At 69.6% G+C, this 24,952-nt stretch carries 20 protein-coding genes and 3 pseudogenes; 14 read left to right on the forward strand and 9 right to left on the reverse strand.

Annotated features, from left to right (window positions below):
* Window positions 1–104 precede the first annotated feature (104 nt).
* Together PXH83_RS19740 and PXH83_RS19745 are read left to right on the forward strand one after the other, a co-directional pair.
* A complete protein-coding gene (locus PXH83_RS19740; RefSeq protein ID WP_274561700.1) occupies window positions 105–698 on the forward strand; it encodes a PadR family transcriptional regulator in 594 nt (197 codons plus the stop codon).
* Window positions 685–1,503 carry an SGNH/GDSL hydrolase family protein gene (locus PXH83_RS19745; RefSeq protein WP_274561701.1) on the forward strand — a complete coding sequence of 273 codons (819 nt, stop codon included), beginning with the start codon at window positions 685–687 and terminating at the stop codon, window positions 1,501–1,503. Before PXH83_RS19740 ends, PXH83_RS19745 begins: the two co-directional genes overlap by 14 nt.
* 60 nt (window positions 1,504–1,563) lie before the next feature.
* Here PXH83_RS19745 and PXH83_RS19750 read toward each other — a convergent pair whose 3' ends face one another.
* A complete protein-coding gene (locus tag PXH83_RS19750) occupies window positions 1,564–1,920 on the reverse strand; it encodes a hypothetical protein (RefSeq protein WP_274561702.1) in 357 nt (118 codons plus the stop codon).
* 63 nt (window positions 1,921–1,983) lie between these two features.
* Here PXH83_RS19750 and PXH83_RS19755 point away from each other — a divergent pair, with 63 nt between their 5' ends.
* Window positions 1,984–2,640, forward strand: a complete 657-nt coding sequence (locus PXH83_RS19755) for a hypothetical protein (RefSeq protein ID WP_274561703.1) — start codon at window positions 1,984–1,986, stop codon at window positions 2,638–2,640.
* Between the two features lie 199 nt (window positions 2,641–2,839).
* On the opposite strand, the pseudogene PXH83_RS19760 reads toward PXH83_RS19755, so the two are convergent.
* Window positions 2,840–3,415 (reverse strand): annotated as a pseudogene (locus PXH83_RS19760) (rhodanese-like domain-containing protein).
* Window positions 3,416–3,722: 307 nt separating this feature from the next.
* On the reverse strand, window positions 3,723–4,907 hold the full coding sequence (locus tag PXH83_RS19770; RefSeq protein WP_274561704.1) for a TetR/AcrR family transcriptional regulator: 1,185 nt from the start codon (window positions 4,905–4,907) through the stop codon (window positions 3,723–3,725).
* A 113-nt stretch (window positions 4,908–5,020) separates the two neighbouring features.
* On the opposite strand from PXH83_RS19770, the pseudogene clpX reads away from it, so the two are divergent.
* A pseudogene (gene clpX / locus PXH83_RS19775) lies at window positions 5,021–6,294 on the forward strand (ATP-dependent Clp protease ATP-binding subunit ClpX).
* 1,914 nt (window positions 6,295–8,208) lie between these two features.
* Here clpX and PXH83_RS19780 read toward each other — a convergent pair.
* From PXH83_RS19780 to PXH83_RS19790, 3 genes and pseudogenes are all read right to left on the reverse strand, one after another.
* Window positions 8,209–8,517 (reverse strand): annotated as a pseudogene (locus PXH83_RS19780) (alpha/beta fold hydrolase); the annotation flags it as partial.
* Window positions 8,518–8,636: 119 nt separating this feature from the next.
* A complete protein-coding gene (locus tag PXH83_RS19785; RefSeq protein WP_274561705.1) occupies window positions 8,637–9,005 on the reverse strand; it encodes a hypothetical protein in 369 nt (122 codons plus the stop codon).
* A gap of 33 nt (window positions 9,006–9,038) precedes the next feature.
* The gene (locus PXH83_RS19790; RefSeq protein WP_274561706.1) at window positions 9,039–10,052 is read right to left on the reverse strand and encodes an endonuclease domain-containing protein; all 1,014 of its coding nucleotides are present in this window, start codon (window positions 10,050–10,052) and stop codon (window positions 9,039–9,041) included.
* A 148-nt stretch (window positions 10,053–10,200) separates the two neighbouring features.
* On the opposite strand from PXH83_RS19790, the gene PXH83_RS19795 reads away from it, so the two are divergent.
* The 3 genes from PXH83_RS19795 to PXH83_RS19805 all read left to right on the forward strand — a co-directional run bounded on the left by PXH83_RS19795 (window position 10,201) and on the right by PXH83_RS19805 (window position 13,053).
* Window positions 10,201–10,947, forward strand: a complete 747-nt coding sequence (locus PXH83_RS19795) for a hypothetical protein (protein ID WP_274561707.1) — start codon at window positions 10,201–10,203, stop codon at window positions 10,945–10,947.
* A gap of 86 nt (window positions 10,948–11,033) precedes the next feature.
* Window positions 11,034–12,650, forward strand: coding sequence for a Hint domain-containing protein (locus PXH83_RS19800; protein WP_274561708.1), 1,617 nt, complete (start codon window positions 11,034–11,036; stop codon window positions 12,648–12,650).
* A 52-nt stretch (window positions 12,651–12,702) separates the two neighbouring features.
* Window positions 12,703–13,053 (forward strand): hypothetical protein, encoded by a 351-nt coding sequence (locus tag PXH83_RS19805; protein WP_274561709.1) that lies wholly within the window; start codon window positions 12,703–12,705, stop codon window positions 13,051–13,053.
* Between the two features lie 140 nt (window positions 13,054–13,193).
* Here the strand turns inward: PXH83_RS19805 and PXH83_RS19810 are convergent, their stop codons facing one another.
* Together PXH83_RS19810 and PXH83_RS19815 are read right to left on the reverse strand one after the other, a co-directional pair.
* Entirely contained in the window at window positions 13,194–13,757 is a 564-nt protein-coding gene (locus PXH83_RS19810; RefSeq protein ID WP_274561710.1) for a dihydrofolate reductase family protein, read from the reverse strand.
* A 68-nt stretch (window positions 13,758–13,825) separates the two neighbouring features.
* On the reverse strand, window positions 13,826–14,212 hold the full coding sequence (locus PXH83_RS19815) for a DUF192 domain-containing protein (RefSeq protein WP_274562911.1): 387 nt from the start codon (window positions 14,210–14,212) through the stop codon (window positions 13,826–13,828).
* Window positions 14,213–14,445: 233 nt separating this feature from the next.
* On the opposite strand from PXH83_RS19815, the gene PXH83_RS19820 reads away from it, so the two are divergent.
* From PXH83_RS19820 to PXH83_RS19830, 3 genes are all read left to right on the forward strand, one after another.
* Entirely contained in the window at window positions 14,446–15,231 is a 786-nt protein-coding gene (locus PXH83_RS19820) for a prepilin peptidase (RefSeq protein WP_274561711.1), read from the forward strand.
* A 168-nt stretch (window positions 15,232–15,399) separates the two neighbouring features.
* A complete protein-coding gene (locus tag PXH83_RS19825) occupies window positions 15,400–16,527 on the forward strand; it encodes a baeRF3 domain-containing protein (RefSeq protein WP_274561712.1) in 1,128 nt (375 codons plus the stop codon).
* 155 nt (window positions 16,528–16,682) lie between these two features.
* Window positions 16,683–18,203 (forward strand): DUF2079 domain-containing protein, encoded by a 1,521-nt coding sequence (locus tag PXH83_RS19830; protein WP_274561713.1) that lies wholly within the window; start codon window positions 16,683–16,685, stop codon window positions 18,201–18,203.
* A gap of 504 nt (window positions 18,204–18,707) precedes the next feature.
* Here PXH83_RS19830 and mgrA read toward each other — a convergent pair.
* Window positions 18,708–19,751: an L-glyceraldehyde 3-phosphate reductase gene (mgrA, locus tag PXH83_RS19835; protein WP_420803189.1), complete on the reverse strand. Its 1,044-nt coding sequence runs from the start codon at window positions 19,749–19,751 to the stop codon at window positions 18,708–18,710.
* A gap of 163 nt (window positions 19,752–19,914) precedes the next feature.
* On the opposite strand from mgrA, the gene PXH83_RS19840 reads away from it, so the two are divergent.
* From PXH83_RS19840 to PXH83_RS19855, 4 genes are all read left to right on the forward strand, one after another.
* A complete protein-coding gene (locus PXH83_RS19840; protein ID WP_274561715.1) occupies window positions 19,915–20,676 on the forward strand; it encodes an isoprenyl transferase in 762 nt (253 codons plus the stop codon).
* Between the two features lie 329 nt (window positions 20,677–21,005).
* Window positions 21,006–22,328, forward strand: coding sequence for a PhoH family protein (locus tag PXH83_RS19845; protein ID WP_274561716.1), 1,323 nt, complete (start codon window positions 21,006–21,008; stop codon window positions 22,326–22,328).
* 414 nt (window positions 22,329–22,742) lie between these two features.
* On the forward strand, window positions 22,743–23,468 hold the full coding sequence (locus PXH83_RS19850) for an aggregation-promoting factor C-terminal-like domain-containing protein (protein ID WP_274561717.1): 726 nt from the start codon (window positions 22,743–22,745) through the stop codon (window positions 23,466–23,468).
* 109 nt (window positions 23,469–23,577) lie between these two features.
* Entirely contained in the window at window positions 23,578–24,951 is a 1,374-nt protein-coding gene (locus PXH83_RS19855) for an AI-2E family transporter (protein WP_274561718.1), read from the forward strand.
* Window position 24,952 lies beyond the last annotated feature (1 nt).

A 24,952-nucleotide genomic window follows, 5' to 3' on the forward strand; every position in this document is an offset into this window, starting at 1 on the left:
CCCCAAACTTCCTATACTCAAGAATCTGACTAGTCACTTTCTTGAGTAAGATGATGCAGGGGTCGACGCAGAAATGGAAGACGGAACACAGGAACGGGGATCCGATGGCCTTGCGACATGCCGTACTGGCAGCACTGCTGGTCGGCGACGGAGACGACAAGCGCAGTGAGTGCAGCGGGTACCAGCTCGCCAAGGCGTTCGACGTCGGCGTAGCGAACTTCTGGCATGCCCTGCCCCAGCAGCTGTACGCCGAGCTGGCCAAGCTGGAGAAAGAAGGGCTGGTCAGCGGCCGAGAGGTGGTCCAGGAGTCGCGCCCCAACAAGCGGCTGTTCCACGTCACCGACGCCGGCCTCGCCGAGCTGGAAGCCTTCGCCGCCGCCCCTTCGAAGCCGTCGTTCATCCGCGACGACCTGCTCGTCAAGGTCCAGGCAACCGACTCCTTCGCCGACACCGGCCCGGTGATCGAACAGCTCGAAGAGCGCGCATCCATCGCCGAAGCCAAGATCGAGCTCTTCGGCAAGCTGCTCCGCAAGATGCGCGGCGAGCTCGACGAAGAGGAGTTCCTGCGCAGTGGCGAGCGAGTCGGACCGTACCTGACCTGTCTGCGCGGCCTCTCCCTCGAACAGGAAACCCGCGACTGGGCCCTGCGCATCGCCGCCGTCCTGCGCGAAAGGCGGACGACCCGTGCCGAACGCTGAACGCACCTTCATCCGTTACGTCGCCCTCGGCGACAGCCAGACCGAAGGCCTCGGCGACGGCGACGACACCACCGGCCTGCGCGGCTGGGCCGACCGCCTCGCCGAGCACCTCGCGGCCGTCGATCCCCGCCTCCAGTACGCCAATCTGGCCGTACGGGGCCGCCTCGCCCGGCAGGTCCACGCCGAGCAACTCGTACCCGCCCTCGCCCTGCGCCCCGACCTCGCCACCGTCGTCGCCGGGGTCAACGACCTGATGCGGCCCAAGTTCGACGCCGCCGAGGTGGTCGGTCACCTGGAGGCGATGTTCGCCGCTATCGGCGCGACCGGGGCGCACGTCGCGACGGTCACCTTCCCCGACATCGGGAAGGTCGTGCCGCTCGCCCGTCCCCTGCGCCCACGCGTGTACGAACTCAACTCGCGCATCCGCGCCGCTGCCGCCCGCCACGGAGTGACGGTCGTCGAAACCGCACAGCACGCCTTCGCCACCGACCCGCGCATCTGGAGCGAGGACCGGCTGCACCTCAGCTCCCTCGGCCACGAACGCTTCGCCGCCGCCGCGGCCCACGCCGTACAGCTCCCCGGCAGCGACGACACCTGGACGCGCGCTCTGCCCCAGGGCCCCGCAGCCCCGACCGGCCTGCGCGCCGCGAACGCCGAACTCCGCTGGCTGGCCGCGTACCTGGGCCCCTGGCTCGCCCGGCGCGTACGCGGCCGGTCCTCCGGCGACGGCCGCACGGCGAAACGTCCGCAGCTGCTGGCGGTCCCGGTGGATCCCGACGAGCGCACCGGCGGCTTTGCGCGCTGAGCTACGGCCTGACGGAACCGTGCCTCCCCCTGCCTCACCCTGCCTCAATGGAGGGGGCGGTTACTGGAGGAGGCGCTTACTGAGGAGGTCCCCGAGCGCTGCGAGCTGGAACGCGACAAAGAACACGGCGAAGCCCCAGCGCGTACGTCCGCGCAGGGCCAGGGTCGCCGCTCCGACGCCGGCGACTGTGGCAAGGGCGCAGACAGCGACCCAAATGCCCATACCCACACCGGCGTTGAGACCCACTGCGACGACTGTCAGAGGGACAACCGACGCCAGCGTCGAGAACGCGGCCAACGCGATGCGCGCCCCCCGCGCCTTCCGCGCCCGGTCGTCCGCGAGGCCTGACCGCGCCTGCTGCTGAAATCGACCCCGCAGATCGTCAGTGTCCGGCGTTTCCGCGTCCCGTGCAGTCATGGGATGGAGCCTAGGCCCGGCCCTCTGCCGTACGGCTGGAGGGTCTCTCTAGACTCCCTGACCATGACAAGTCCCTACGCGCACGGTCCCGCCCCCACCGCCACACTCATACGCATGGGCCGGAGCGCTGCCCGGACCCAGGTTCCGGTCGGAGTCGGCTGCACCGTGGTCGGCGCATTCGCCGCGCTCGGCGGGGTTGCGGCCATGGCTGGTCTGACCGGGAAGGAACCCAACCCCGGTGGGATTGCGGGCGTCATCATCGGGCTGCTGATCGCCTTCGTCGGCGTCGCCTTCCTGACGTCCACCTGGAAGTCCCGGCACACCTTCCTGTGTGTCGACGAGACGGGCCTGTGGATCAGCAACCCCGGAGGCCAGAAGGTCATCCCCTGGGTCACCCTCGCCGGGGTCGGCCTGCACTGGAGCAGGACGGGAAGCCGCCCCGTGAAGCACTACTCCGTCGAGCTGTTCCCCAACGGTCCCATCGACCGCGATCACCCGGTCCTGTGGGCCATGGTGCGCGACGAGGAGCCCCTGCGCCCCGACCTGCCGCGACTGCGCTACCGCCTTGTCGCCAACGGCGGTTTTCGAGAGCCCCTGGTGGCGGCGATCCAGCAGTACGTCCCCCACCTGTGGCTCGGCGAGTCCGAACGCGAGCGCGGCCATCTCGGCCTGCCCGACGTCAAGGGCCATCGGGAGCGCACGCGTGGCCGTACGCGCTGACATGCGGCCGTACCTGCTGACGCGTGGCCGTACGCGCTGAGCAGGGTCCCTGAGCTGCGGGCGGGGGCTCCTCAACTCTGGATCGGCGAGACCGAACGCGAGCCGGACTATTTCGGCAGGCCCGCGTGCGAGGGCGACCAGGACGGGTGACGCGCGAGGCCGACCGGGCCTCGCGCCCCGCTACCCCTTGGCCTTGCTCCTATTGCTCCTCTTGCTGCAGGGCCGTGAGGGTTGCGTCGAGGTCGGCGGGGCGGGGCCGGTTGTGGGGGAGCTTGGCGAGGACTGCGGCCATGCCGCAGGTGTTGGTGGCGGCGGAGAAGACGAGGCCGGCACCGATGGCGGCGGAGAGCCAGCGGGCGGGCCGGTAGCGGGCGCCGACGGCGAGGCCGAGGACCACGAGTCAACCGGCGGCGAGTCGGACCTGGCGTTCCATGGCCCAGACCGCGGTTGCGCCGTCGGGGCGGTGCAGGGCGTGCCCCTGCTCGGCCCAGGCGGTGGTGCCGCCGGTGAGGGTTGCGGCGGCGATGCCGGCAGCGGCCAGCTCTTGGCAGGCGGTGGCGGAGCGGTTGCCCGAGGCGCAGACGATGAGCAGGTCGCCGCGGGCGGCTGCGGCCTTGAGGGCGGGCAGGGCGGTGCGGACGTGGTCCAGGGGGATGTTGTGGGCGCCGGGGACGTGGCCTGCGGCGTATTCGCCGGCGGTACGTACGTCAATGACAGTGTAGTCGGCCAGGCGGGGTGCTGCCTGGGCGGGAATTACAGCGGTGGGGGCGGTCATGTGCGGTGGTCCTTTCGCTTGCGGGTCGGCCGGGGCAGGCCTGTCGTGATCGCGATGCGGCTGTTGTCGCGGAGTAACTTCCGCTGAGGCGGGCGGACTTCACCCCCTCTGATCTCATGTCATCGGCATGGCATGGCATCGGACGCGTGACGAGAATGCGCGGCGGTGTGAACTCCAACGAGGTCGCAGCCACCACGGCATCGATGGCGTAATTGTGTCCGTGGAGCCCCGCGTCATGCAGGAGGTCAACGGCGTGCCACCTGATGGGCCCAGCCCCGGACCTCCTGGGGGTGCGGGACAGAGTGCCTCAGTCCCGTACGTCCCGCGGGACCTGATCGGCCGCAGCATCGGCCACTGCGGACGATGCCGCCGCCGCATGGCACGCGCCCCGGCCGTCCGCGCGGGCGACGATACGGGCTGCCTCGATACGTACGGCAGCCTCCGTCCCGTCGCTGACCGCAGGCACGCCGGCCGCTGCGGCGAGGGTGCCCGTCTCGTCGTACACGACTTGCAGGCGCGGCCATGCCGACGGCGGGAACGCCTGGCGCAGGCAGTTCGCGAGGTCGGCCACGACGAGCCGTGCCAGCGGCGTCAGCTCGTCCGGGTCGCCGGTGACCAGGACGGCGGTCACCCGCGCCCCGGGCCGTGCGGCCCGTACCGCTTCTTCGGCGGCTTCGAGCCGGTGCAGCCCGAGGACTGCCACAACGCCGTCGTCCGTGAGCCGCGCGGGCTCGCCGCGTACCGCGTCGAACGCGGGCGGCGGGGACCACGGGGCGTCGGCCGGGCGGGCCTGCGGGATGTAGGGGAGGTGGGGCGGGGGCCATACGTCGCCGAGGTCGAGGTCCGCCAGCTGCTCGCAGGCGCTGATTACGTTGAAGGGGTCGACGAAGCCGGGGGCGGCGGCGGAGAGCTGACCGGCACCGTAGAGGGTGGTGAGGGCGGCTTCGGCTACGCGTACTTGGCGGGGGCGGCCAGGTGGCGTGCTGGGCGGCGTGGCGGGCGGGTGCAGGCCCTTCGGAGCGAGGCGCTCCAGGGCCAGGCCGAGCAGGATCGCGTCCAGCTTCATCAGCTGCGCGAAGGGTCTCTGGATCCGCTCCTCGGCGAGGATCTCGGGCATCACATGCATGCCGAGCCGCGCGGCTCCGTGCGGCTCGTGGGCGACGCCGGTCTCGGTGAGCGGCAGCCGGGCGACCCATGCGCGGGCGAGCGCGCCCAGTGCGTCGCGGGGGGTAGGACTTCGCTCAGGCGCAGGCTCCGTATGCGAAGGGGTGGGTGCGGGCGCGTGCTCGGCGAGGTCGGCCAGTACCGCGAAGTAGAGGGCCCTTTTGCCGGGGAAGTTGGAGTACACCGCGCCACGGGTCAGCCCCGCACGCCCGGCGATGCCGTCCACCTTGGCGTCCCGGAAGCCGCGCTCGGCGAACTCGTCCCTGGCGGCGGCCAGCACCCTGGCACGGTTGCGCTGCTGCAGCTCCGCCCTGCTGAGCCGGCCCATGGTCCTCACTCGTCTGTCGCGCTGCCGTGCGTTGCTGTCGTACCGGCTTCAAGATACCGTCGGCGTTCAGATGGTGACGTCATATGTTCTGGACATTCCAATGACGCGAACCACTGGTGAGGAGACGTTTCCGAGTGCTCAAGTGCACGTTCTGCGCGAAGACCCAGAAGCAGGTCAACAAACTGATCGCGGGCCCGAGCCCGCTCTGCATCTGCGACGAATGCGTCCGGCTCTGCACCGAGCTCATCATGGAAGACCGCAACGACACCGCTTCCTCCTCCACCGAGGACGGGCCGCTGGACCTGCCGACACCACGCGAGATCTTCGAGTTCCTCGGGCAGTACGTCGTGGGGCAGGACGCCGCCAAGAAGACGCTCGCGGTGGCCGTCTACAACCACTACAAACGCATCCAGCCGGCCACCACCACCCGGGACGAGCCGGTCGTGGAGCTGGGCAAGTCCAACATCCTGCTGCTGGGTCCGACCGGCTGCGGCAAGACGTACCTCGTCCAGACGCTCGCCCGGATGCTCGACGTGCCGTTCGCGATCGCCGACGCGACGGCGCTGACGGAGGCGGGGTATGTCGGCGAGGACGTGGAGAACATCCTTCTGAAACTGGTCCAGGCCGCCGACTACGACGTCAAGAAGGCTGAGACCGGGATCATCTACATCGACGAGATCGACAAGGTCGCACGCAGGAGCGAGAACCCCTCGATCACGCGAGACGTCTCCGGCGAGGGCGTACAGCAGGCGCTCCTCAAGATTCTCGAAGGCACGACGGCCTCGGTCGCACCGCAGGGCGGCCGCAAGCACCCGCAGCAGGAGTTCATCCAGCTCGACACGACGAACGTGCTGTTCATCGTGGGTGGTGCCTTCTCCGGCCTGGAGCAGATCATCGAACAGCGGGCCAGCCGCAAGAGCATCGGCTTCGGCGCGGCAATCCGTACCGAGGACGACGAGCGGGATGCGGATGCCCTGGCCGAGGTCATGCCGGAGGACCTTCTCAAGTTCGGCCTGATCCCGGAGCTCGTCGGCCGGCTCCCGGTGGTGTCCACCGTTCAGCCACTGGACCGGGCGGCACTGATGCGGATCCTCGTCGAGCCCCGCAACTCACTGATCAAGCAGTACCAGAAGCTCTTCCAAATCGACGGCGTGCAACTGGAGTCACCGACGACGCGATCGGTGCGATCGCGGACCAAGCCCTGCTGCGTCGCACCGGCGCGCGAGCGGTCCGCGCCATTCTGGAAGAGGTCCTGCTCAACGTGATGTACGAGGTGCCGAGCCGCGACGACGTCGCCCGCGTAGTGGTCGACCACGACACGGTGCTCAACAACGTCGTCCCCACACTGGTGCCCCGCGACCACCCCGACGAAAAGAAGTCCGCCTGAGGGGCGGGGGCGAGGCGGGGCGAGGCGGGGCGAGGGAGGCCGACCGGTCCGGCATGGCCAGCTCGCCCCAGGGCAGGGGCGTGCCGGGCCCGGGGCGCTGGTTGCTTCTGCCGTGGGGGCCGCCTTTTCGTAAGTGTGGCGCCGGAGGCCCGCCGGTAAAGGGCGCTCCTTCGTCGCGTCGCCTGCGGCGATGTCGCTGCGCTCCACCCTTGACCGCCGCTCCTCCGCCGCATTCTTTAAGGGGGGCGGCCCCCGGGGGCGGGCCCACGGGGATGCTGGGATCGCGGATGTTCGCCGTTGCCGGGCGGCGGGTCCGTGGATGGCTGCACGCACCACGTCTTGGGGCGGCCCCGCAGATCTCGGCGCCCACCCCCGTCTGTTGGTGCGACACCACACTTCCACCGCCACAGCCGCACCCACGCCGGTGCTCGGCTGGACCGGTCGGCCGACTGGCGAGTTGTCGTGACTGGCGGGTGGGGCGCACCACTTGAATGGGGTGACGCCGCTGAGTTCGGCGCCCACCCCGTCCGGTGGTCGGCTGAGACGCATGCCCCGTTGTCGGGCTGACTGGGTGGTGCGCCCCAGGTTCGGGGAGAGGCGGAGCTCGGTTCGGCGGGCGGCGGCCTGGCGGGTGATGGTGTCGGCTTGGTGGGAGGTGAGCACCAGGCGCGGGCGGTGCGAGCCCGGCTCGACGGGTGGTGGCTCGACGGGTGGTGACCAGGCGGATGATGGCGCGCTCGATGGGCGGCGGCCCAGCGGCTGGTGGTGTTGGCCGGGTGGGTGGTGGGCACGGCGGGCCGGGCGGTCCTGCCGATTCGGCGGGCGCGGCTTTAAGCAGCGATGGATCAGGCTTTGAGCGGACAGACGCCCCCCGGCAGGTTGAAAACGGTTCTGCGCGACCCCTTGTGTGCGGAAGAAGACACCGTCAGAGCCGGTACCGGGTCTTGCGGTGTCCTGTTCCACACACAAGACGCTTTCGGAAGTCCCCCCAGCCTCCTCAGTCTCATGAGGCTCTCTGCGTACAGCCGGTGGGTGGATGCTGGCCCGCCCGTTCGCTAAACCGGCGGGGTCACTTGCTGAGCTGCTGCGCGCACCATCGCGCAAGCCGCCGCCTGCCGGGCAGTCGTCACTGCTCATCGGCCTGACGCGTGCCGACCTAGCGGCATTGCCCGACCGAGGACGGCGCGCACCCCCTAGCCGCCGCCCACGAGCGGACGTCACCCTCCCCGGACCCTCCCCGGACCCTCCCCGGACCCTCCCCGGACCCTCCCCGGCCTGGTGCGCCACTGCCCACCGGCCCACCGGCCAGCCGCCCGCTGAACCCAGCGCATCGCTCGCCGGTAAGGCGCACCATCCCCAAGCCGCCACCCGCGAACCGGGCCTCGACACTCCCCGGCCTGGGGCGTACCACTCATCAAGTCACCACCCGTCGAGCCGGGTCTTGACACTCCCCGGACCTGGTGCGCACCGCCCACTAAGCCGCAGCCCGCCGAACCGGTCTCTGCCAGTCCCTCAGCCTGGTGCGCTCCGCCCACCCAGTCCAGTTACGGGGCATGAGTCTCAGCCGATCACTGGGCGGGGTGGGCGCTGAGCCGGGCCGGGTCGCCCCGTTCAACTGGTGCGTCCCACTCACCGGGCCGCCGCCCGGCAGCGAGAGTCGAGCAGCGAACACAGCTGTTCCGGGGCCCCGCCCCGGGGGCCGCCCCCCGTGAAGAACTAGCGGTGGAGGGGTGGGTGTCAAGGGTGGCCCGTAGGGTCATCGCGCAGCGACGCGACCGCAGGGAGCGCCCTTTACAGCCGGCCCGGAACCGCCAAACTCCCGAAAAGGGCGGCCCCATACCAGAAGCAACCAACGCCCCTGGCTGGGCCAGCCCCGCCCCCGGCCGTAGCCGGGTTGTTGTTCGCCCTTCCTGGGGCGAGCCAGCCGCGCACGTCGGGTTCGATCTCGGCCTCAGCCCGGCCGGGCTCCTGGAAGTAGGAGACGTAGAACTCCTCTTCCCCACCCATCTGCGCGAAGGCCTTGCTGGGCCTCGGTCCGCCGCGCGGGGCGTAGGGGACACTGAGCAGCCCCACCGCACGGAAGACGTCCAGCAGGACCAGGGCGGAGTTGGCGGCGATCGTCGATCCCCAGTCGTGGCCGACGATCAACGCGGACTGTTCGCCCAGGGCGTGCACCACCGCGGCGTTGTCCTCCACCAGGTCGACCATCCGGTACGCATCCGTGTCCCCGTGCGCCGAGATCGGTGCCGCAATCATGCGGGGGACGGCGCGGCCGTTGCGAGCCTTGTTGCCGCTTCAGCAAACCGCTCTGGGTGGTCGTATCTCACGCGTTCTGACGGTCCTCACGGTCGTGGGACCACGAGGTCGACCACGCCATGCCTGATCAGCCATTCGGTCAGTTCTTCAGAGCGCAGAAGCGGGAGCTCGCCATCCCATCGGTGCCAGTCCAAACCACCGCCCAAGTGATGTGTCAGTACACCTAGTACCGCGCCCAGTTCGCCTCGGACCATGAAGCTGACGTCTCCCAAGCACATGCAGGTGAAGGGAGCGGCTTCCAGTTCGACCTCCAAAAGGCCCGCCAACTCGGCGATCTCATTGACGCCTCCCACCATGACTGACCGTTCGCTTCCCTCAGGCCGCCGAGGGGATACTTCGATGGAACGGGCAGCCACCCACAGAGCATCCACCTGTCTCAGCGCCGCTGAATCCATGCCGTCTCCTCGTTTCATGGCAACTGCCGTGTTTCACCCGCCAGCCAGCGACGTCAGTGCCTTGTGGATCTCGGCGATCATTGAGGCTGGTCGGCGGTAGACATCTACCGCAGTGAAGCGCAGGATCCTGCGGATTGGTGCGCAGCCAGCGAGTTCGTTGAAGCGGGCGACGTCGCGTTGGTGGGCTGCTCGGGTGCCGTGGTACGTGTAGCCCTCGATCTCCACTGCGAGGCCCTCCGCCCGGAACAGGAAGTCGACCGAGCGCCGTCGGCCTCCCGGCGGTCTGACTCCGACCTGTGACTCGGGGTGCAGTCCGGCGTCATGTATGCGCAGGCGGGCGAGGGTCTCGGGCGGTGAGCCGCTCTTCCGGTCGGCGAGAGCGAGCCAGGCGCGTGCCGTGCGTAGGCCTCGTCGAGGGCCGGACTCCAAGGCGGCGGCTACGGCGGCGGTATGCGTGAGGGCGGGGCGCTTTACGGTCATGTTGACCTGGAGCGGACGGATGGAGATCGCAGAATCGACCGCGACCAGTGCCGAGTCCCGGGGGCCTGCGCGCAGCAGGTCCGCAAGGGCGCGGTTGACCGTGGTGACGCGGATGCCGGCGAGTGTTCCTGTGTCCCCCGCGGCTAGCGCTGGTGCCCGGCGCGTGCGGCCCGTCGACCGGGAGGCTCCTGGGTACGTGGTCGTGGTGGTCGGAGTGATGAAATCGAGCTTCAGGCCCGCCTCCACATTTCGGGCTTGGTCGGTTTCCCAGGGGAGTTCAATGGTGTGCAGCCACGCGGCCGTCCGGTGGCTGGCAACCAGTTCGGGGCGGGCCAATTGGATCGCGCGCAGCCGCACTGTGTGGTCGACCTCAAGTCCGGGCTCAGCCCAGGCCCCGCGATGAATCTGCGTCCAGCCCTCGCTCCGCAGACGTCTGTTGAAGCGGCGAACCGGCCACCCCAGCGCCACTGCCTGCTTGGTCAGCAGGATGCCGTGCTGTCGGCTGCCGGCCAGCGCGGACAGCGAGACCAGTCCGTCCGTTGCTTCTTCCCCCGTTGCACGTGTCATGGAATGAGCGTCGCAGTCGGCCTATGACCTCCGCGACCCCTGTGGATAACCTCGGTCAATTGGGTCTCCGGGCCCACGACGTACGGGCACATCGTTGTTACCGTGCGTGCGGTCAGTGGTCGAGTCGCACGCACGGGAGCGGTGAGTCGTGAAGGCACGTTCAGTACGGGCAATGGCTGCGGCGGTGATGGCGGTGGTGGTTGTCTGTCTCACCTCGGCGTGCGGAGCTGACGGTGCGGATGCCGGGAAGGCCGACGTCGCTGACAAGAAGCCCGGCGCCTCGCCCACGGTGGCGAATCGGCCCGTCAGCAGTACCGGAAAGACGCTCAGCGAAGGTGAGTTGAAGAAGGTTGCCCTCGTGAGCGGTGACGTACCGGACTTTGTCGCCGCACCGCTGGAGGGCGGCGAGGAAACCGGTAAGGAGCGGGCCGAGCAGCCGGAGTGTCAGGCGCTGGCCGCCGTCATCAACGGTGCGCCCGAGCCCGCGCCCACCGCCACCGTCCAACGCACCCTCACGGACCAGTCCGAGGGGGGTACGGACGGCCAGACCGTCGTCACCGAGATCCTCACCTCGTATCCCAAGGGCGCCGCCGTACGCGTTCTGCGCGGCGTGAAGGACGCCATCGGTGCGTGCGCGGGCGGCTTCAGGACCACGACGGGCGACGATGCTTCCACCTACACCGAGGTCAAGGAGCTGACCGCGCCGAAGGCGGGGCAGGAAGCGCTCGCGTATCAGGTCACCGGTTCCTTCGAGGGGACGAAGGTGCCGCTCGTCTTCCAGCTCGTACGCACCGGATCGACGGTCGTCATCCTCTACACCGCCAACTTCCTCGACTCCGAGACCCCCGAGATTCCTGCGGAAATCGCGACCGCTCAGGTCGCCAAACTGCCCTAGCCGTCGGTGCGCGGCGGGCCGATTTGAGCCCGGGGTTGGGTCCGTGGGCCCATGCCCGTCAGTGACGTGCTCCGTACGGTCGCGGCATGCCTTTCCTCTTCGGTCGGTCCCGGTCCCGGTCCCGCAGGCGCCAACCGCGCACGGACGCCCGGCTGTTGGGGCTGCGCAAGTCGCAGTCGGGGCAGACGACCCTGGAGTACGCGGGCCTGGTGCTGGTCGTCGCGGCCATCGTCGCGGCGCTCGTGGCGACCGGGCTCGGGGAGACCGTCTCGCAGCAGCTGGGCGCGGCCGTTTGCCGGGTGACTGGCGGCGGCGACTGCGGAGGAGGTGGCGGGAGCGATGACGGCAATCCGCAGGCCGTGGACGATACGGGGAAGCAGCCTGTGTCGGACGGTGATGGCGATGGCGACAGCGACGGCGACGGGAGCAAGTCGGCCGAGCAGCTCGCGTACGAAAAGGCGCTCAAAGAGCTCCAGGACGCCAAGAACGCCGAACAGAGCGACACCGAGAAGGCCAAGCAGGCCGCAAAGGAGCTCGGCAAGATCCTGGCCGAGGAGCTCGGCATCACCGATGCGGTCGACTGCGTCACCAAGGGCGACGCCGGAGCCTGTACGGAAACCCTGATCAACGTACTGACCAGCCTCATCGGCGGCGCCGTCGGCAAGCTCGCGGCGAAATACGGTGCGCCGTGGAAGTGGAAGAAGGCCGTTGAGCTCGTACGGAAACTCAAGAAGCACGGCGGGGACCTGTACGACGGCCTCACCGGCATGGTCAAGAACCGCAAGCGCGTCAAGGCCGCGCAGGACAAGCTCGACGCCGCCAAGCGCAAGCTCGACGAGAAGAAGCCGGACAAGCCTGACAAGCGGCCTATCACCTGTGCCGCCTCCCACAGCTTCCTGCCCGGCACCCCCGTCCTCCTCGGCAACGGCACGCGCATCCCCATCGAGGCCGTACGCATCGGCGACCGCGTCACCGTCACCGACCCGACGAGCGGCCTGACGACCACGCGCCGCGTCACGAACACCATCACCACCTACGACGACAAGGACTTCACCCGCCTCACCATCAGGACGCCCGCCGGCCTCCGCGCCATCACGGCGACCGACACCCACCCGTTCTGGCTGACCGGCAGCGCGCGGCAAGGCGCACGCTGGGCCGACGCGGGCGACATCCGCCCCGGCGCGAAGCTCCGTACGCCCGAGGGCGCGGGCCTGCCTGTCACGGCGGTTGCGCAGCACACCCGGCGGCAGACGACGTACGACCTCACCGTCGCCGGAATCCACACCTATTACGTCGGCATCGGCAGCCAGAATGCGCTCGTCCACAACAACGACTGTGTGGACCAGGAACTCCTCGACGAAATGAACGAGCAGGGTGTCAAATTCGACCCCGAGAAGGTGATCAGGGCCGAGCGCAATGCCGACGGCAAGATCGTCTTCCTTGAGGAGGGCAACTCGCGGGCCGGCCTCAAGCACATCATCGAAGAGCACGCCGATGACTTCGAGCGGAGCGGAATTGCCCGCGAAGACATTCCCGACCTGGTGATGGAAGCCGCGACCAAGGGCAAGAAGGTCGGCACGCAGGGGAAGGGCGACGGGCGGCCCATCTACGAGGTCGAGTTCAAGGGCAAGAAGCGGAGGGTGGCGGTGACCGTCGGAAACAATGGCTTCGTCGTGGGCGCCAACCCCAAGAGCGTCGGATAGGTCGGTCAACGTCAACGTCAACGTGAAGGTGAAGATGAATGAAGGTGAAGGCGTGAGCACCGAGGTGCGGCTCGCCGCGGACTACGACTGCCACCCGGTCTGGGTCCGCGGCAGCGACGGCGTGCGGGACAACATCGCCCCCGCCGAACTGCCCGTCACCCCGCGCCTCGCGGCGGACCTGGACAGCTGGGGCGACGCGTACGACGCCACGCTGAACCGCGAGGACCCGGCGTCCTCCGGATTCCCCGACCCGCAGGCCGAGGCGGCGTTCGCCGAGCGCGGCGCGCATTTGGCGCGCGAGCTGGCGCGAGAGCTCGGGGCGGCGTGGCGCGTCACCTACTTCGACCCGCGCCTGGCACAAGACGTGGAAGTGGCGTACGGGGACGGGGATCAAGAGGATTAAGTAGCGTCCGTACGGTGTGCATTTTGCTGCTGGCACGCGAAAAGAGGCCGGCCGAACTCTTCTGGGACGTGATCGCGGCGGCGCTGCGGATGCCGCGCCAGCAGCGGCGCGAGCTGCTGCTGCGGCTCAAGGACAAGCGATCAGGAGCGCTTCGGTTCGAAGTGCAGACCGGTGATCCCGCAGTCGAACGGTCGAGCAGTGACGAGCTGGAGCTGCTGGTAGGTGTCGAGGTTGGCGAACACGGGCATTCCGGCGCCGATCGCGGTCGGGTTGACGAACAGGTGGAGTTCGTCGAGCAGGCCCTTGGCGATCAGACTAGATACGAGCGTGCCGCCTCCGTAGGCGATCATGTCCCCGCCCGGCTCGGCCTTGAGCTTGTTCACGGTCTCGGCGAGGTCGCCGCCGGCGACGACGGCGTTCTCCCAGGGCGACTCGGTGAGGGTGTTGGAGATGACGACCTTGGGCGTGTTGTTCATCTTGTCGATCGACGCCTGGTCCTCGCCCTCGGGACCGGCCGCCCAGGCCGGGATGAACCCCTCGGCGAGCTTGCGTCCCAGCACGATGCAGTCGACCGGTTCGGTGAGTGCGTCGATGTAGGCGTTGATGTCGTCCGACCACGGGAACGTCAGCCAGTCCATCTCGCCGTTCGGGCCGGCCATGTAGCCGTCGACGCTCATTTGGACCTGGAGCTTGAACTTACGCACGAGGTGCTTCCTTCGTCGTTGGTGTCGCTGGTGATATCGCCTGTTCAGACCAGTGCCCGGCCGAAAACTCATCGGCCCGGGCTGTGACCTGACACACATACCAGCCGCACCCCGGGCCGTACTCCCCACCGCGCCATTGCTCCCGCCTCCGCCTCCAGCACATGCCGTGCCCGGAACCTCGGCCGACCCAGGCGGCCCGGGCGCATCGTCCGTACCGCGATCACCCTCAACTCCCTGTCCAGGTAAGCCACATCGATCGCGAAGCGCATCCCGAACGTGTGCACACTGCCGGCCGGGGTGAGCAGCAGCGCGCCCGCGATCCCGTCCCGGCCCAGCAGCCCGCGCGTCCGCGCCCGCGAGGACGCCGCGATCTCCAGCGGTACGGGTGCGGGTGCGGCCACAGGCGGTCCGCCGTCGGTCGTCAACGTCCCTGTGCCGTCCCGCCATCGCCCCATCTGCGGACCGTAGCGGACCTCAGCGGATCGTCGGCCGCCGAAGCCGAAGCCGAAGCCGAAGCCGAAGCCGGAGCCTGAGTCGAAGCCGAAGCCGAAGCCGAAGCCGAAGCCGAAGCCGGAGCCGATTACCGAATCGCCGATCGATCGCCGGCCGCCCATCTGGGCCTCGTACGCCCAACAGTGGGCCCCCGGGCCCATGACCCCACCCCCCGCCCCGCCCTAGGCTCCCTGCCGTGTACGCCACGCTGATCGCGGCCGCCGTCCTCTGGGGCGCCGCCACCGGACTGCTCCTGCCCCGCGCCGCCTACCGTTTCGCCGTCGAGCCGGAGGAGCCGTGGCGCGACGCGTGCCCCGCCGGTCACCCCTTCGCCGGACCGGCGCGCGGCTGGCTCGGTACGGCGCGCTGCGCGGGGTGTGCGGCGGCGTTGGTGGGTACCCCGGCCGGCGGACCGCCCGGGTGGTCCGTTCCCGCCCCGTACGCGCGCCCCCTCCGACACGTCCCGCTCACCGCCCTCGCCTGCGGCCTGCTCGCCGCCGGGACCGGTGCCAGGCCCGAGCTCGCGGTGTGGCTGCTGCTTGCGCCGTTCGGGGTGCTGCTCGCCGTCGTGGACCGCCGTGTCCACCGCCTGCCCGACGTGCTGACCCTCCCGCTCGCCGCCGCGACCGCCGCCCTGCTCGGCCTCGCCGCGCTGCTGCCCGGCCACGGCGGATCCTGGCCCACCGCTCTGCTCGGCGGCCTCGCTCTCGGTGGCGGCTACTTCGTTCTCTTCCTGATCAACCCGAACGGCATGGGCTTCGGCGACGTAAAACTGGCCCTTGCGCTCGGGGCGGCCCTCGGCTGGTACGGGTGGACCGTCTTCTTCGCCGGGGCCTTCGCCGGATTCCTGCTGGGTGCCACGTATGGCGTCGCCCTCATGGTTATGCGCCGGGCGGGCCGCAAGACCGCGATCCCGTTCGGCCCCTTCATGATCGCCGGGACGCTGGCGGGTCTGCTGCTGGGCGGTCTCGCCGCATCCTGACGGCTGTCTGACGGCTGCCTGGCGGCTTCCTGACGGCGCGGCCCTCTGGACCGCGCGCGCCGATGGCGCAATCGTGAGAAGTTGCCATGAAGAGTGACGAACGGACGGGCGGCGCGGGAAGCCGTCCGACCGCGATCCAAAGCCGCAGCCGCAGCCAGGAGTGCCTCGATGACGCAGCCGACCCGCCCCACCCCGGAACTGCTCGCCGACCTGCGCAAGCCCCGTGTCTACCCGGCGGTGTCGGTCACGCTGCCCACGAACCGCTTCTGGCCGCAGAGCCAGCAGGACGACATCCGGCTCCGCAATCTCCTCGCCGAGGTCAACAAGCGCCTCGCCGACGACCCCGACGTCACCCGTACGCACGCGGTCGCGGTGTCCCAGCAGCTGGCCGCCGTCGAGGACGAGCTCGACCCCGAGCGGTTCCTCGACGGCCTGGTCGTCTACGCGTCGGCGGACGAACACCACACCTTCATGCTCAGTACGGGCGTGCCGGAGCGCATCGTCATCAATACGTCGTACCTCACCCGCAACCTGGTCGCTTCGGCTGCGCGGGAGCGGCCGTATCTGGCGCTCGTACTCAGCAATGGCGAGGTCCGGCTGTGGCGCGGGCTCGGCGACCAGGTCACCGAGGTCCGCGGCGACAGCGGCTTCCCGGTGGTCACGTCGGGTGCGGAGCGCGAGGTGGCGCCGAGCGCCGGGGGTGACCAGTGGGTCCTCCAGGACTTCCGCAACATGCTCGCCGAGGCCGACAGGAAGCTCACCCCGCTGCTCCAGGGCGAGAACAGCCTGCCGGTCATCCTGGTCGGGCTGCGCCGGCATATCGCGGCGTTCCGCGAGGTCAGCCGCCACGGCAAGTCGCTGGCCGCCGAGCTGGAGGTGGGCGGCCTGCTGACGACCACGTCGGCGGAGATGTCGGCCCAGCTGGCCGCGCCCCGCCGCGCCCTGGCCGAGGCCGAGGCGGCGGGGGCCATGCGCGAACTCGACGCGTCCCGCAGTGGTAAGCGCTACGCGGCGGGCGTGCAGGAGGCGTGGCAGGCGGCGGGGGAGGGCCGGATCTCGCTGCTGGTGGTCGAGGAGGGCCTGCGGGTCACCGCACGCCCCGAAACGGTGGAAGGCGCCGAACGCGCCAAGCTCACCCTGCTGGACGCGAGGGAGGGCGCCGGTGCGGAGGGCGTGGAGGAGGACATCGTCGACTCGCTGGTCGAGACGGTGCTGTCGGCGGACGGCAAGGTCGTCTTCGTCCCGGACGAGACGCTGAAGGAAGCGGAGGGAGTGGCGGCGGCGCTCCGGTACTGACCCCGTAGGACCCGTACTGACCCCGCAGGGGCGTGCTCCGTACTGACCCCGCAGGGCGTGCACCGTACTGACCCCGCAGGGCGGCCCGTCGGCGTCGTCTTTCCTCGGGTGTCAGGGGCGATTTCAGCCCACCCCCCGGCCTAAGATCCGCGCATATGCGGACAAAACTCAACGTCGGAGTGGCGCTGGACCCGCGCTCCCTCCTCGTCCACCGGCCGGGCCGCCGCCGGCCCCCCGGCCCACTCCCGCTCCAGTGGGGCTGGGCCGGGGCCCTGTTCCTCCTTTACGTCACCCTCTCGGCCCGCCGCCACGCCCTCCTCCGGAGCACCGGCTACGACCTCGGCATCTTCGAGCAGGCCGTCCGCGCCTATTCCGAACTCCGCGCACCCGTCGCGCCGTTGAAGGGTGAGGGCTTCAACCTCCTCGGCGACCATTTCCACCCCGTACTCGCCGTCCTCGGACCCTTCTACCGCCTCTGGCCCTCCCCCTACTGCCTCCTCACCGCCCAGGCGGCCCTCCTCGCCCTCGGCGTCGTCCCGCTCGCGCGCTGGGCCTCCCGGGCCCTCGGCCGCCCCGCCGCCCACGCCGTCGCCTTCGCGTACGGCGCCAGCTGGGGCATCGCGTCCGCCGTCGCCTTCGACTTCCACGAGGCCGCCTTCGCCGTACCCCTCCTCGCCTTCGCGGTCACCGCGGCCGGCAACCGGCGCTGGCGTTCCGCCGCCGCCTGGGGGCTCCCGCTCCTCCTCGTCAAGGAGGATCTCGGGCTGACCCTCGCCGCCCTCGGGGCGTACATCGCGCTGAAGGGACCCGTCCGCCTCGGCATCGCCACCGTCGGCGCCGGCGTCCTCGGCACCCTCCTCGCGACCAAGGTGCTGGTCCCGGCCTTCAGTTCCGCAGGGGCGTACGCCTACGGGCAGTACGTCGCAGGCAGCCGCAGCTCCCTCCTCGCCACCCTCGCCCTGGCACCCCTCGACGCGCTGCGCCCCGACACGAAGCCCATCACCCTGGTCCTGGTCTTCGCGGTGACGGCGTTCGTCGCGCTGCGATCACCCCTCGCGCTGATCGCGGTGCCCACGCTCGGCTGGCGGATGCTGTCGCAGCACGACTACCACTGGGGCACGGCGTTCCACTACAGCGTCGTCCTCATGCCCATCGTCTTCGCAGCCCTGATCGACGCCCTCACGCCGTACGCCCGCACCGCCCACCCGCTGGCCCGCCGCCATCTGCGCGCCTCGCTCGCCGCCTCCGTCGCCGTGACGCTCGTACTGCTGCCGTCGTTCCCCTTCGCGCTGCTCGCCCAGCGGGCCACCTGGAGTACCAGCCGCCACGTGGAGACCGCCCGCGACCTGCTGCGGCGCATCCCCGACGGGGCGACGGTCGCCGCCTCCAACCGCCTTGCCCCTCAGCTGACTTCGCGCTGCACCGTGGTCCTGTTCCCCAGCTACCCGATCCCCGGGAAGCTGTACGAGGCGTCCGGCCGGCCCCCGCCGCCCACCGCCGACTGGATCATCCACGACCGCACACCCGCGGAGTCCTGGCCGCTGCCGAAGGGGCACTGGCCGTACCCGCCCGACAGGCAGCAGGCCGAACTGGCCGCCGCTCAGCGGAAATACGACTACGAACTGGTCGCCGCCCGCGACGGTCTGACGCTGCTGCGCCACCGCCGGCTCCCGTAAAGTCGGGGACTCGGAAGTCGAAAGCCTGTACGGGCCGAGGAGCTGGTTGGCAGTGCGCAAGGCAGGTGCCGGGCGTCAGCTCGGCCCCCTCGGCACCGGGCCAGTCAGCACATGGACCAGATCCTCGCCGCCAAGCAGCAGGGTGCTGCGTCAAGGGGCCTCGGAGGCTGCCTCGACGCCCGCCTCGATTCCAGCGCTGACACCCCCGACCCGTAGCGGAGCGTCAAGGCGCGTCCACCCGCCGGGTCAGCCCAAAGAGGTACGGGCGGGGCTCCCGCAGAAAGCCTTCTTCCCTTGTGCCGCCTGGCCTCCCGGCCGCCGCGCCACCCCGCCGGGAAAATTCGCGGCACCCTTTCGGCACGGCGTGGCACCAAGCACCCTTTACGAAGGGTTATGGTGGAAACCCCCCCTCGGGCCGGTCCGTATCCCCCCCACGGACCGGCCCGTTTTTTGTGCCCTGAGCCCATGGGGAGCCTGCGACGGCCCCCGCCACGGACTCTGCCGTCAGCCCCGCCCGGCCCAGATGTTGGTGCCCGCCGTGTCGACCGCGAAGGTGTCGATCTCCTTCAGCTCCTCGTCGGACAGGGCAGGTCCGCCCAGCGACGCGACGTTCTCCTCCAGCTGCTTCACACTCGACGCACCGATCAGCGCGGACGTCATGCGCGGGTCGCGCAGCACCCACGACAGGGCCAGCTGGGCTAGGGACTGGCCGCGCCGCTGCGCGATGTCGTTCAGCCCGTTCAGCCGGCGTACGACCTCGTCCGACAGCAGACCCGGGTCGAGCGACTTGCCCTGCGTGGCGCGCGAGCCCTCCGGGATGCCCTTCAGGTACTTGCCGGTGAGCAGGCCCTGGGCGAGCGGCACGAAGGAGATACAGCCCATGCCGGCCTCCTCCAGGGTGTCCAGCAGGCCGTCCTCTTCGGTCCAGCGGTTGATCATCGAGTACGAGGGCTGGTGGATCAGGGCCGGTACACCCATGTCCCTGAGCAGCAGTGCCGCCTCGGCGGTCTGCTCGGCGTTGTACGACGAGACGCCCGCGTACAGCGCCTTGCCCTGCCGGACGGCGGTGGCCAGCGCGCCCATGGTCTCTTCGAGCGGGGTCTCCGGGTCGAAGCGGTGCGAATAGAAGATGTCGACGTAATCGAGACCCATCCGCGACAGAGAGGCGTCGAGCGAGGACAGCAGGTACTTGCGCGAGCCCCATTCTCCGTACGGGCCCGGGTGCATCAGGTAGCCGGCCTTCGTGGAGATGATCAGCTCGTCCCGGTACGGGGCGAAGTCCTGCGCGAAGATCTTTCCGAAGTTCAGCTCGGCGGACCCGGCCGGCGGGCCGTAATTGTTCGCCAGGTCGAAATGCGTGACGCCGAGATCGAAGGCGCGGCGCAGAATCGCGCGCTGCGAGTCGAGCGGGCGGTCGTCGCCGAAGTTGTGCCAGAGGCCGAGAGAGATGGCGGGCAGCTTGAGACCGCTGTGGCCCGTCCGCCGGTACTCCATGGAGTCGTAGCGGTCGTCGGCGGCGCGGTAGAACGGGGAATCAGTCACATTCATCTCCTTATCACGGACTTGTGACAGGCCGGGTTGGGCCGCCGAGACGCCCGCGCAGTAGTGTGGCGGCTTCGGGACTGCACGTGTGTCGGCGGGGGACAGCCGCGCGTGCCGCATGGTCCCGGGGGACGTACCGAACCCGCACGACGCCATGAGGTGAGACCCAGTGAACCTGCGCGACCTGGTGTACAGGCTCTACGCACGCCGGGTGGAAGGCCGCCTCGATCACGACCAGGTACCCAAGCACATCGGGGTCATCCTCGACGGCAACCGGCGCTGGGCGAAGGCCTCCGGCGGCACCCCCGAGCAGGGACACAAGGCCGGCGCGAGCAAGATCCAGGAGCTGCTCGGCTGGTGTGCCGAGACGGACGTGGAAGTCGTCACCCTCTGGATGCTGTCCACCGACAACCTGAACCGGCCGGAGGAGCAGCTGGTCCCGCTCCTGGGGATCATCGAGGACGCCGTGCGCGCCCTGGCAGCCGACGGCCGCTGGCGGGTGCACCACGTGGGCACGCTGGATCTGCTGCCCGCCCGCACCCAGTCCGTACTGAAGGAAGCCGAGCAGGCCACCCACGACAACGACGGGATACTCGTCAATGTCGCCGTCGGCTACGGCGGCCGTCAGGAGATCGCCGCCGCCGTCCGCTCGCTGCTCCTGGAGCACGCGGAGAAGGGCACCTCCCTGGACGAGGTCGCCGAGATCGTCGACGTCGAACACATCTCGGAGCACCTCTACACGCGCGGCCAGCCGGACCCGGACCTGGTGATCCGTACCAGCGGCGAACAGCGACTCTCGGGCTTCATGCTCTGGCAGAGCGCCCACTCGGAGTACTACTTCTGCGAGGTCCACTGGCCGGCCTTCCGCAAGGTCGACTTCCTGCGCGCACTGCGCGACTACGCGGCCAGGCACCGGCGTTACGGGACCTGATCCCCGCCACTCGCAGAGCGCTCCGCGAGCACCCCGAGGACCCCGGGAAGGTTCCCGGCTCACGACGTGTCATATGCCATGGCATGGCGGCGCTTGTTCGAGGGAATACCCCTTCCAGGTCGACGTCCGGTCCACGGACGCCGTATCTCAGTGAGCGGCAAGTCCGCTCGCCCGGGAGGCCCTTTGCACCAGGACGACCACGCGGTGAGTGTGGACGAAGCGGAGGGCCGGAGCTCGGCCCGCGCATCGTGGCCTGAGCCCGGTCCCAACGCTCGCGACGCCGTCGCACCCCGACCTCATGCGGGTTCTAAAAGGGGGTACGTCCTTCCGTGGTGACCAGCACAAAGCGCCGCATGCCCGACAGGCGCACCTACGTTCTCGACACCAGCGTCCTGCTGGCCGACCCGAACGCCATGTACCGATTCGACGAGCACGAAGTTGTGCTCCCGATCGTCGTGGTCACGGAGTTGGAAGCCAAGAGGCACCATCCCGAACTGGGCTATTTCGCCCGGCAGGCCCTGCGCCTGCTCGACGACTGCCGAGTCCGGTACGGACGCCTCGACGCCCCGATTCCGGTGGGCGACCTGGGCGGGTCCCTCCGTGTCGAGCTCAACCACTCCGATCCCGGCGTGCTTCCGGCCGGCTATCGATTGGGGGACAACGACTCCCGGATCCTGGCGGTCGCACGCAATCTCCAGGCCGAGGGCTTCGACGTAACGGTCGTATCGAAAGACCTGCCGCTGAGGATCAAGGCGTCCTCGGTCGGGCTGCTCGCCGAGGAGTACCGGGCAGAGCTCGCCATCACCGACTCCGGCTGGACCGGTATGGCGGAACTGCCACTCTCCGCCGAGCAGGTGGACCTGCTGTTCACCGAGGAGACGGTGTACGAGCCGGCCGCCGCAGACCTGCCCGTGCACACCGGACTGGTGATCCAGTCCGAGCGCGGCAAGGCGCTGGGCCGGGTCACCGCAGAAGGAACGGTCAGGCTCGTACGCGGCGACCGGGAGGCCTTCGGCATCCACGGGCGCAGTGCCGAGCAGCGCATAGCTCTGGACCTCCTCCTCGACCCGGACGTCGGCATCGTCTCGATGGGCGGCCGGGCAGGCACCGGCAAGTCGGCGCTGGCGCTGTGCGCGGGCCTGGAGGCCGTGCTGGAGCGCCGGCAGCACAAGAAGGTGATGGTCTTCCGGCCGCTGTACGCGGTGGGCGGGCAGGAGCTTGGCTATCTGCCCGGCTCCGAGTCCGAGAAGATGAGCCCCTGGGCGCAGGCGGTCTTCGACACGCTGTCGGCCGTCGCGGGCCGCGAGGTGATCGAGGAAGTGCTGGGGCGCGGCATGCTCGAAGTGCTGCCGCTCACGCACATCAGGGGCCGCTCGCTGCATGACGCGTTCGTGATCGTCGACGAGGCCCAGTCGCTGGAGCGGAACGTCCTGTTGACCGTTCTGTCCAGGATCGGGGCAAATTCGCGGGTTGTGCTGACTCATGACGTCGCACAGCGCGACAACCTGAGGGTCGGCCGGTACGACGGAGTGGTCGCCGTCGTCGAGAAGTTGAAGGGCCATCCGCTCTTCGCGCATGTCACCCTCACCCGCTCGGAGCGCTCGCAGATCGCCGCGCTGGTGACCGAAATGCTGGAGGACGTGCACATCTGAACCCCCATAACCCCATACAGGGGAAAAGGCAGTTGGCGCCGCCCGGCAAAGCGCAGAATCCTAGCCGGGCGGCGCCGTGCTGCACCCAGGTTTCCGTAAATCCCCTGGTCCAAACGGCGTGTGAGCTTTCACACTCAACGGAGAATTGCTTCCCGGCGTCTGCTTCCGGCAGAGTCTTGCTTCCGTCAGGCCCCGCATACGGCACACCTGCACACCCTGTCCCGCAAGGGACGCTGCACCACACAACTCAACAGCCGCTGCCGTATGCCGCCCGAGTCACTACGCGGCGCTCCCCGCAAGGGAGTTGCCCACCGGGTCCGCGCCTCCTGTGACCTAGAAATAGGGGAGGCCAGTGCCAGGGGCACGATTGCGTCCGCGAGGTCACCCATGCGGGCGCTGCTGGAAGGAAACCGTGTGAGCCGGATCTCGGTCCGGGGATTCGCCGTGGCTTCGGCTACTGCGGTCACCACTGTCGGCGCCGTTGTGGGCGTCGCCTCGGGCGACACTCAGCCCTCGAACGACAACTTCGAGGCGACCGCAGCCGACACGACGCTCCTCGCAGACATCCCTGCCGGTCAGCAGGCCCAGGTACAGATTGCGTCCCTGGCGCAGCAGGCCGACGCACAGGCGTACGCGGCCGACGCGACCGCGAAGAAGTCCGCCGAGGAATCGGCCCGCCTTCAGGCGGCCAAGGACGCGAAGTCGAAGAAGGAAGCCGCCGAGGCAAAGCTTGAGGCCGCCGAGAAGGCGGCCAAGGCCGCCGAGGAGGCCAAGGAGCGCGAGGCCGAGGAGAAGGCCAGCCGTTCCGCGACGCGTGACGCGTCCAGCTTCTCCGCCAAGAGCTCCTACACCGTCGCCGAGGTCCAGGCCATGGCGCGGCAGATGGTCCCCGCCGACCAGTTCCAGTGCTTCAGCAACATCGTGAACCACGAGTCCACGTGGAACTACCAGGCAAGCAACCCGTCGTCCGGTGCCTACGGTCTCATGCAGGCTCTGCCGGGCTCCAAGATGTCGTCCGCCGGCGCCGACTGGCAGACGAACCCGGCCACCCAGATAAAGTGGGGCCTGAGCTACATGGACGACCGCTACGGCAGCCCGTGCGGCGCCTGGTCGTTCTGGCAGGCCAACAACTGGTACTAGTACCGGAAGACGCTCAACTTCACCGAGCCCCTCACCGTCCTATGGTGGGGGGCTTCGGCACGTGTACGGTCGGGACCGACCAGCGGGTAGTGGGGGAAGAGAGAACGACATGTCTGCACAGCCACAGCCACAGCCACAGCCGGGATGGCTCGGCCGGATGGGCGCCGGGCTGACCCGGATAGGAGAGCGCCTGAACGCGCGCCGCGCCGAGGCCGAGGCCGACGCCGAGGCGGAAGCCGGCGCCGTGCCCGGTGCCGGCGTGCTCGCATCCGGCGCCCCGGACACCGGCATCGATCACGTCCCCGCGCCGCCCTCCTACGCCCCCGCCGTCGCCGCCAGGCCCGACCCGGTCGCCGCTGTCCCGTGGGGGATGCGCGTCGCGGCCGAGGCGGGCTGGCGGCTGCTCGTACTGGCGGGCACGCTCTGGGTGCTGATGAGGATCATCAGTGCCGTACAGCTGGTGGTCCTCGCCTTCGTCGCGGCCCTGCTCGTCACGGCGATGCTCCAGCCGACGGTCGCCCGCCTGAAGAGGATCGGCCTGCCGCGCGGCCTCGCCACCGCCGTCACCGCGATCCTCGGCTTCGTGATCATGGGCCTGGTCGGCTGGTTCGTGGTGTGGCAGGTCATGGAGAACATCGACAACCTCTCCGACCGCCTCAAGGACGGCATCGAGGAGACCAAGCGCTGGCTGCTCAACAGCCCGTTCCATGTCACCGAAGACCAGATCAACGACATCGCGAAGAATCTGAGCGACGCGGTCGGCACCAACACAGAGGCGATCACCTCGGCGGGCCTCCAGGGCGTCACCGTGATGGTCGAGGTCCTCACCGGCATACTGCTCGCGATGTTCTCGACGCTCTTCCTGCTGTACGACGGGAAGCGCATCTGGGAGTGGTCGCTGAAGCTGGTCCCGGCCCAGGCCCGGCCCGGCGTCGCGGGGGCGGGTCCGCGCGCGTGGCGCACCCTCACCGCGTACGTGCGGGGCACGGTGATAGTGGCCCTGATCGACGCGATCTTCATCGGACTCGGGATCTACTTCCTCGACGTCCCGATGGCGGTGCCGCTCGCCGTCTTCATCTTCCTGTTCGCGTTCATCCCGCTGGTCGGCGCGGTGATGTCGGGGGCCCTGGCGGTCGTCGTCGCGCTGGTGACCCAGGGCGTCTTCACGGCGCTGATGGTGCTGGTGGTCGTACTGGCCGTACAGCAGATCGAGGGCCACGTACTCCAGCCGTTCATCCTCGGCCGCGCGGTGCGGGTGCATCCCCTGGCCGTCGTCCTCGCGGTCGCGGCGGGCGGCCTGGTCGCCGGCATCGGCGGCGCGGTGGTGGCGGTGCCGCTGGTGGCGGTGACCAATACGGTGGTCGGCTACTTGCGGGCCTACAGCATGGAGGCGGCGATGCGGGCGGCGCCGGAGCCGGAGGGCGCTGCGGGGGTGGAGGTGGCGCCGGTGGCCCCGGCGGCGAGCTCATCGCCGGAGCACTGAT

It is taken from the genome of Streptomyces spiramyceticus, assembly GCF_028807635.1.
In the GTDB taxonomy this organism is placed as follows: domain Bacteria; phylum Actinomycetota; class Actinomycetes; order Streptomycetales; family Streptomycetaceae; genus Streptomyces; species Streptomyces spiramyceticus.

Excerpts from the sequence above, each read along its gene's own strand:
- PXH83_RS19740 (WP_274561700.1), top strand. The coding sequence starts at position 105 with ATGGCCTTGCGACATGCCGTACTGGCAGCACTGCTGGTCGGCGACGGA.
- PXH83_RS19750 (WP_274561702.1), bottom strand. The coding sequence starts at position 1,920 with ATGACTGCACGGGACGCGGAAACGCCGGACACTGACGATCTGCGGGGT.
- PXH83_RS19755 (WP_274561703.1), top strand. The coding sequence starts at position 1,984 with ATGACAAGTCCCTACGCGCACGGTCCCGCCCCCACCGCCACACTCATA.
- PXH83_RS19770 (WP_274561704.1), bottom strand. The coding sequence starts at position 4,907 with ATGGGCCGGCTCAGCAGGGCGGAGCTGCAGCAGCGCAACCGTGCCAGG.
- PXH83_RS19785 (WP_274561705.1), bottom strand. The coding sequence starts at position 9,005 with ATGGATTCAGCGGCGCTGAGACAGGTGGATGCTCTGTGGGTGGCTGCC.
- PXH83_RS19790 (WP_274561706.1), bottom strand. The coding sequence starts at position 10,052 with ATGACACGTGCAACGGGGGAAGAAGCAACGGACGGACTGGTCTCGCTG.
- PXH83_RS19800 (WP_274561708.1), top strand. The coding sequence starts at position 11,034 with ATGCCTTTCCTCTTCGGTCGGTCCCGGTCCCGGTCCCGCAGGCGCCAA.
- PXH83_RS19815 (WP_274562911.1), bottom strand. The coding sequence starts at position 14,212 with ATGGGGCGATGGCGGGACGGCACAGGGACGTTGACGACCGACGGCGGA.
- PXH83_RS19825 (WP_274561712.1), top strand. The coding sequence starts at position 15,400 with ATGACGCAGCCGACCCGCCCCACCCCGGAACTGCTCGCCGACCTGCGC.
- PXH83_RS19830 (WP_274561713.1), top strand. The coding sequence starts at position 16,683 with ATGCGGACAAAACTCAACGTCGGAGTGGCGCTGGACCCGCGCTCCCTC.
- mgrA (WP_420803189.1), bottom strand. The coding sequence starts at position 19,751 with ATGAATGTGACTGATTCCCCGTTCTACCGCGCCGCCGACGACCGCTAC.
- PXH83_RS19855 (WP_274561718.1), top strand. The coding sequence starts at position 23,578 with ATGTCTGCACAGCCACAGCCACAGCCACAGCCGGGATGGCTCGGCCGG.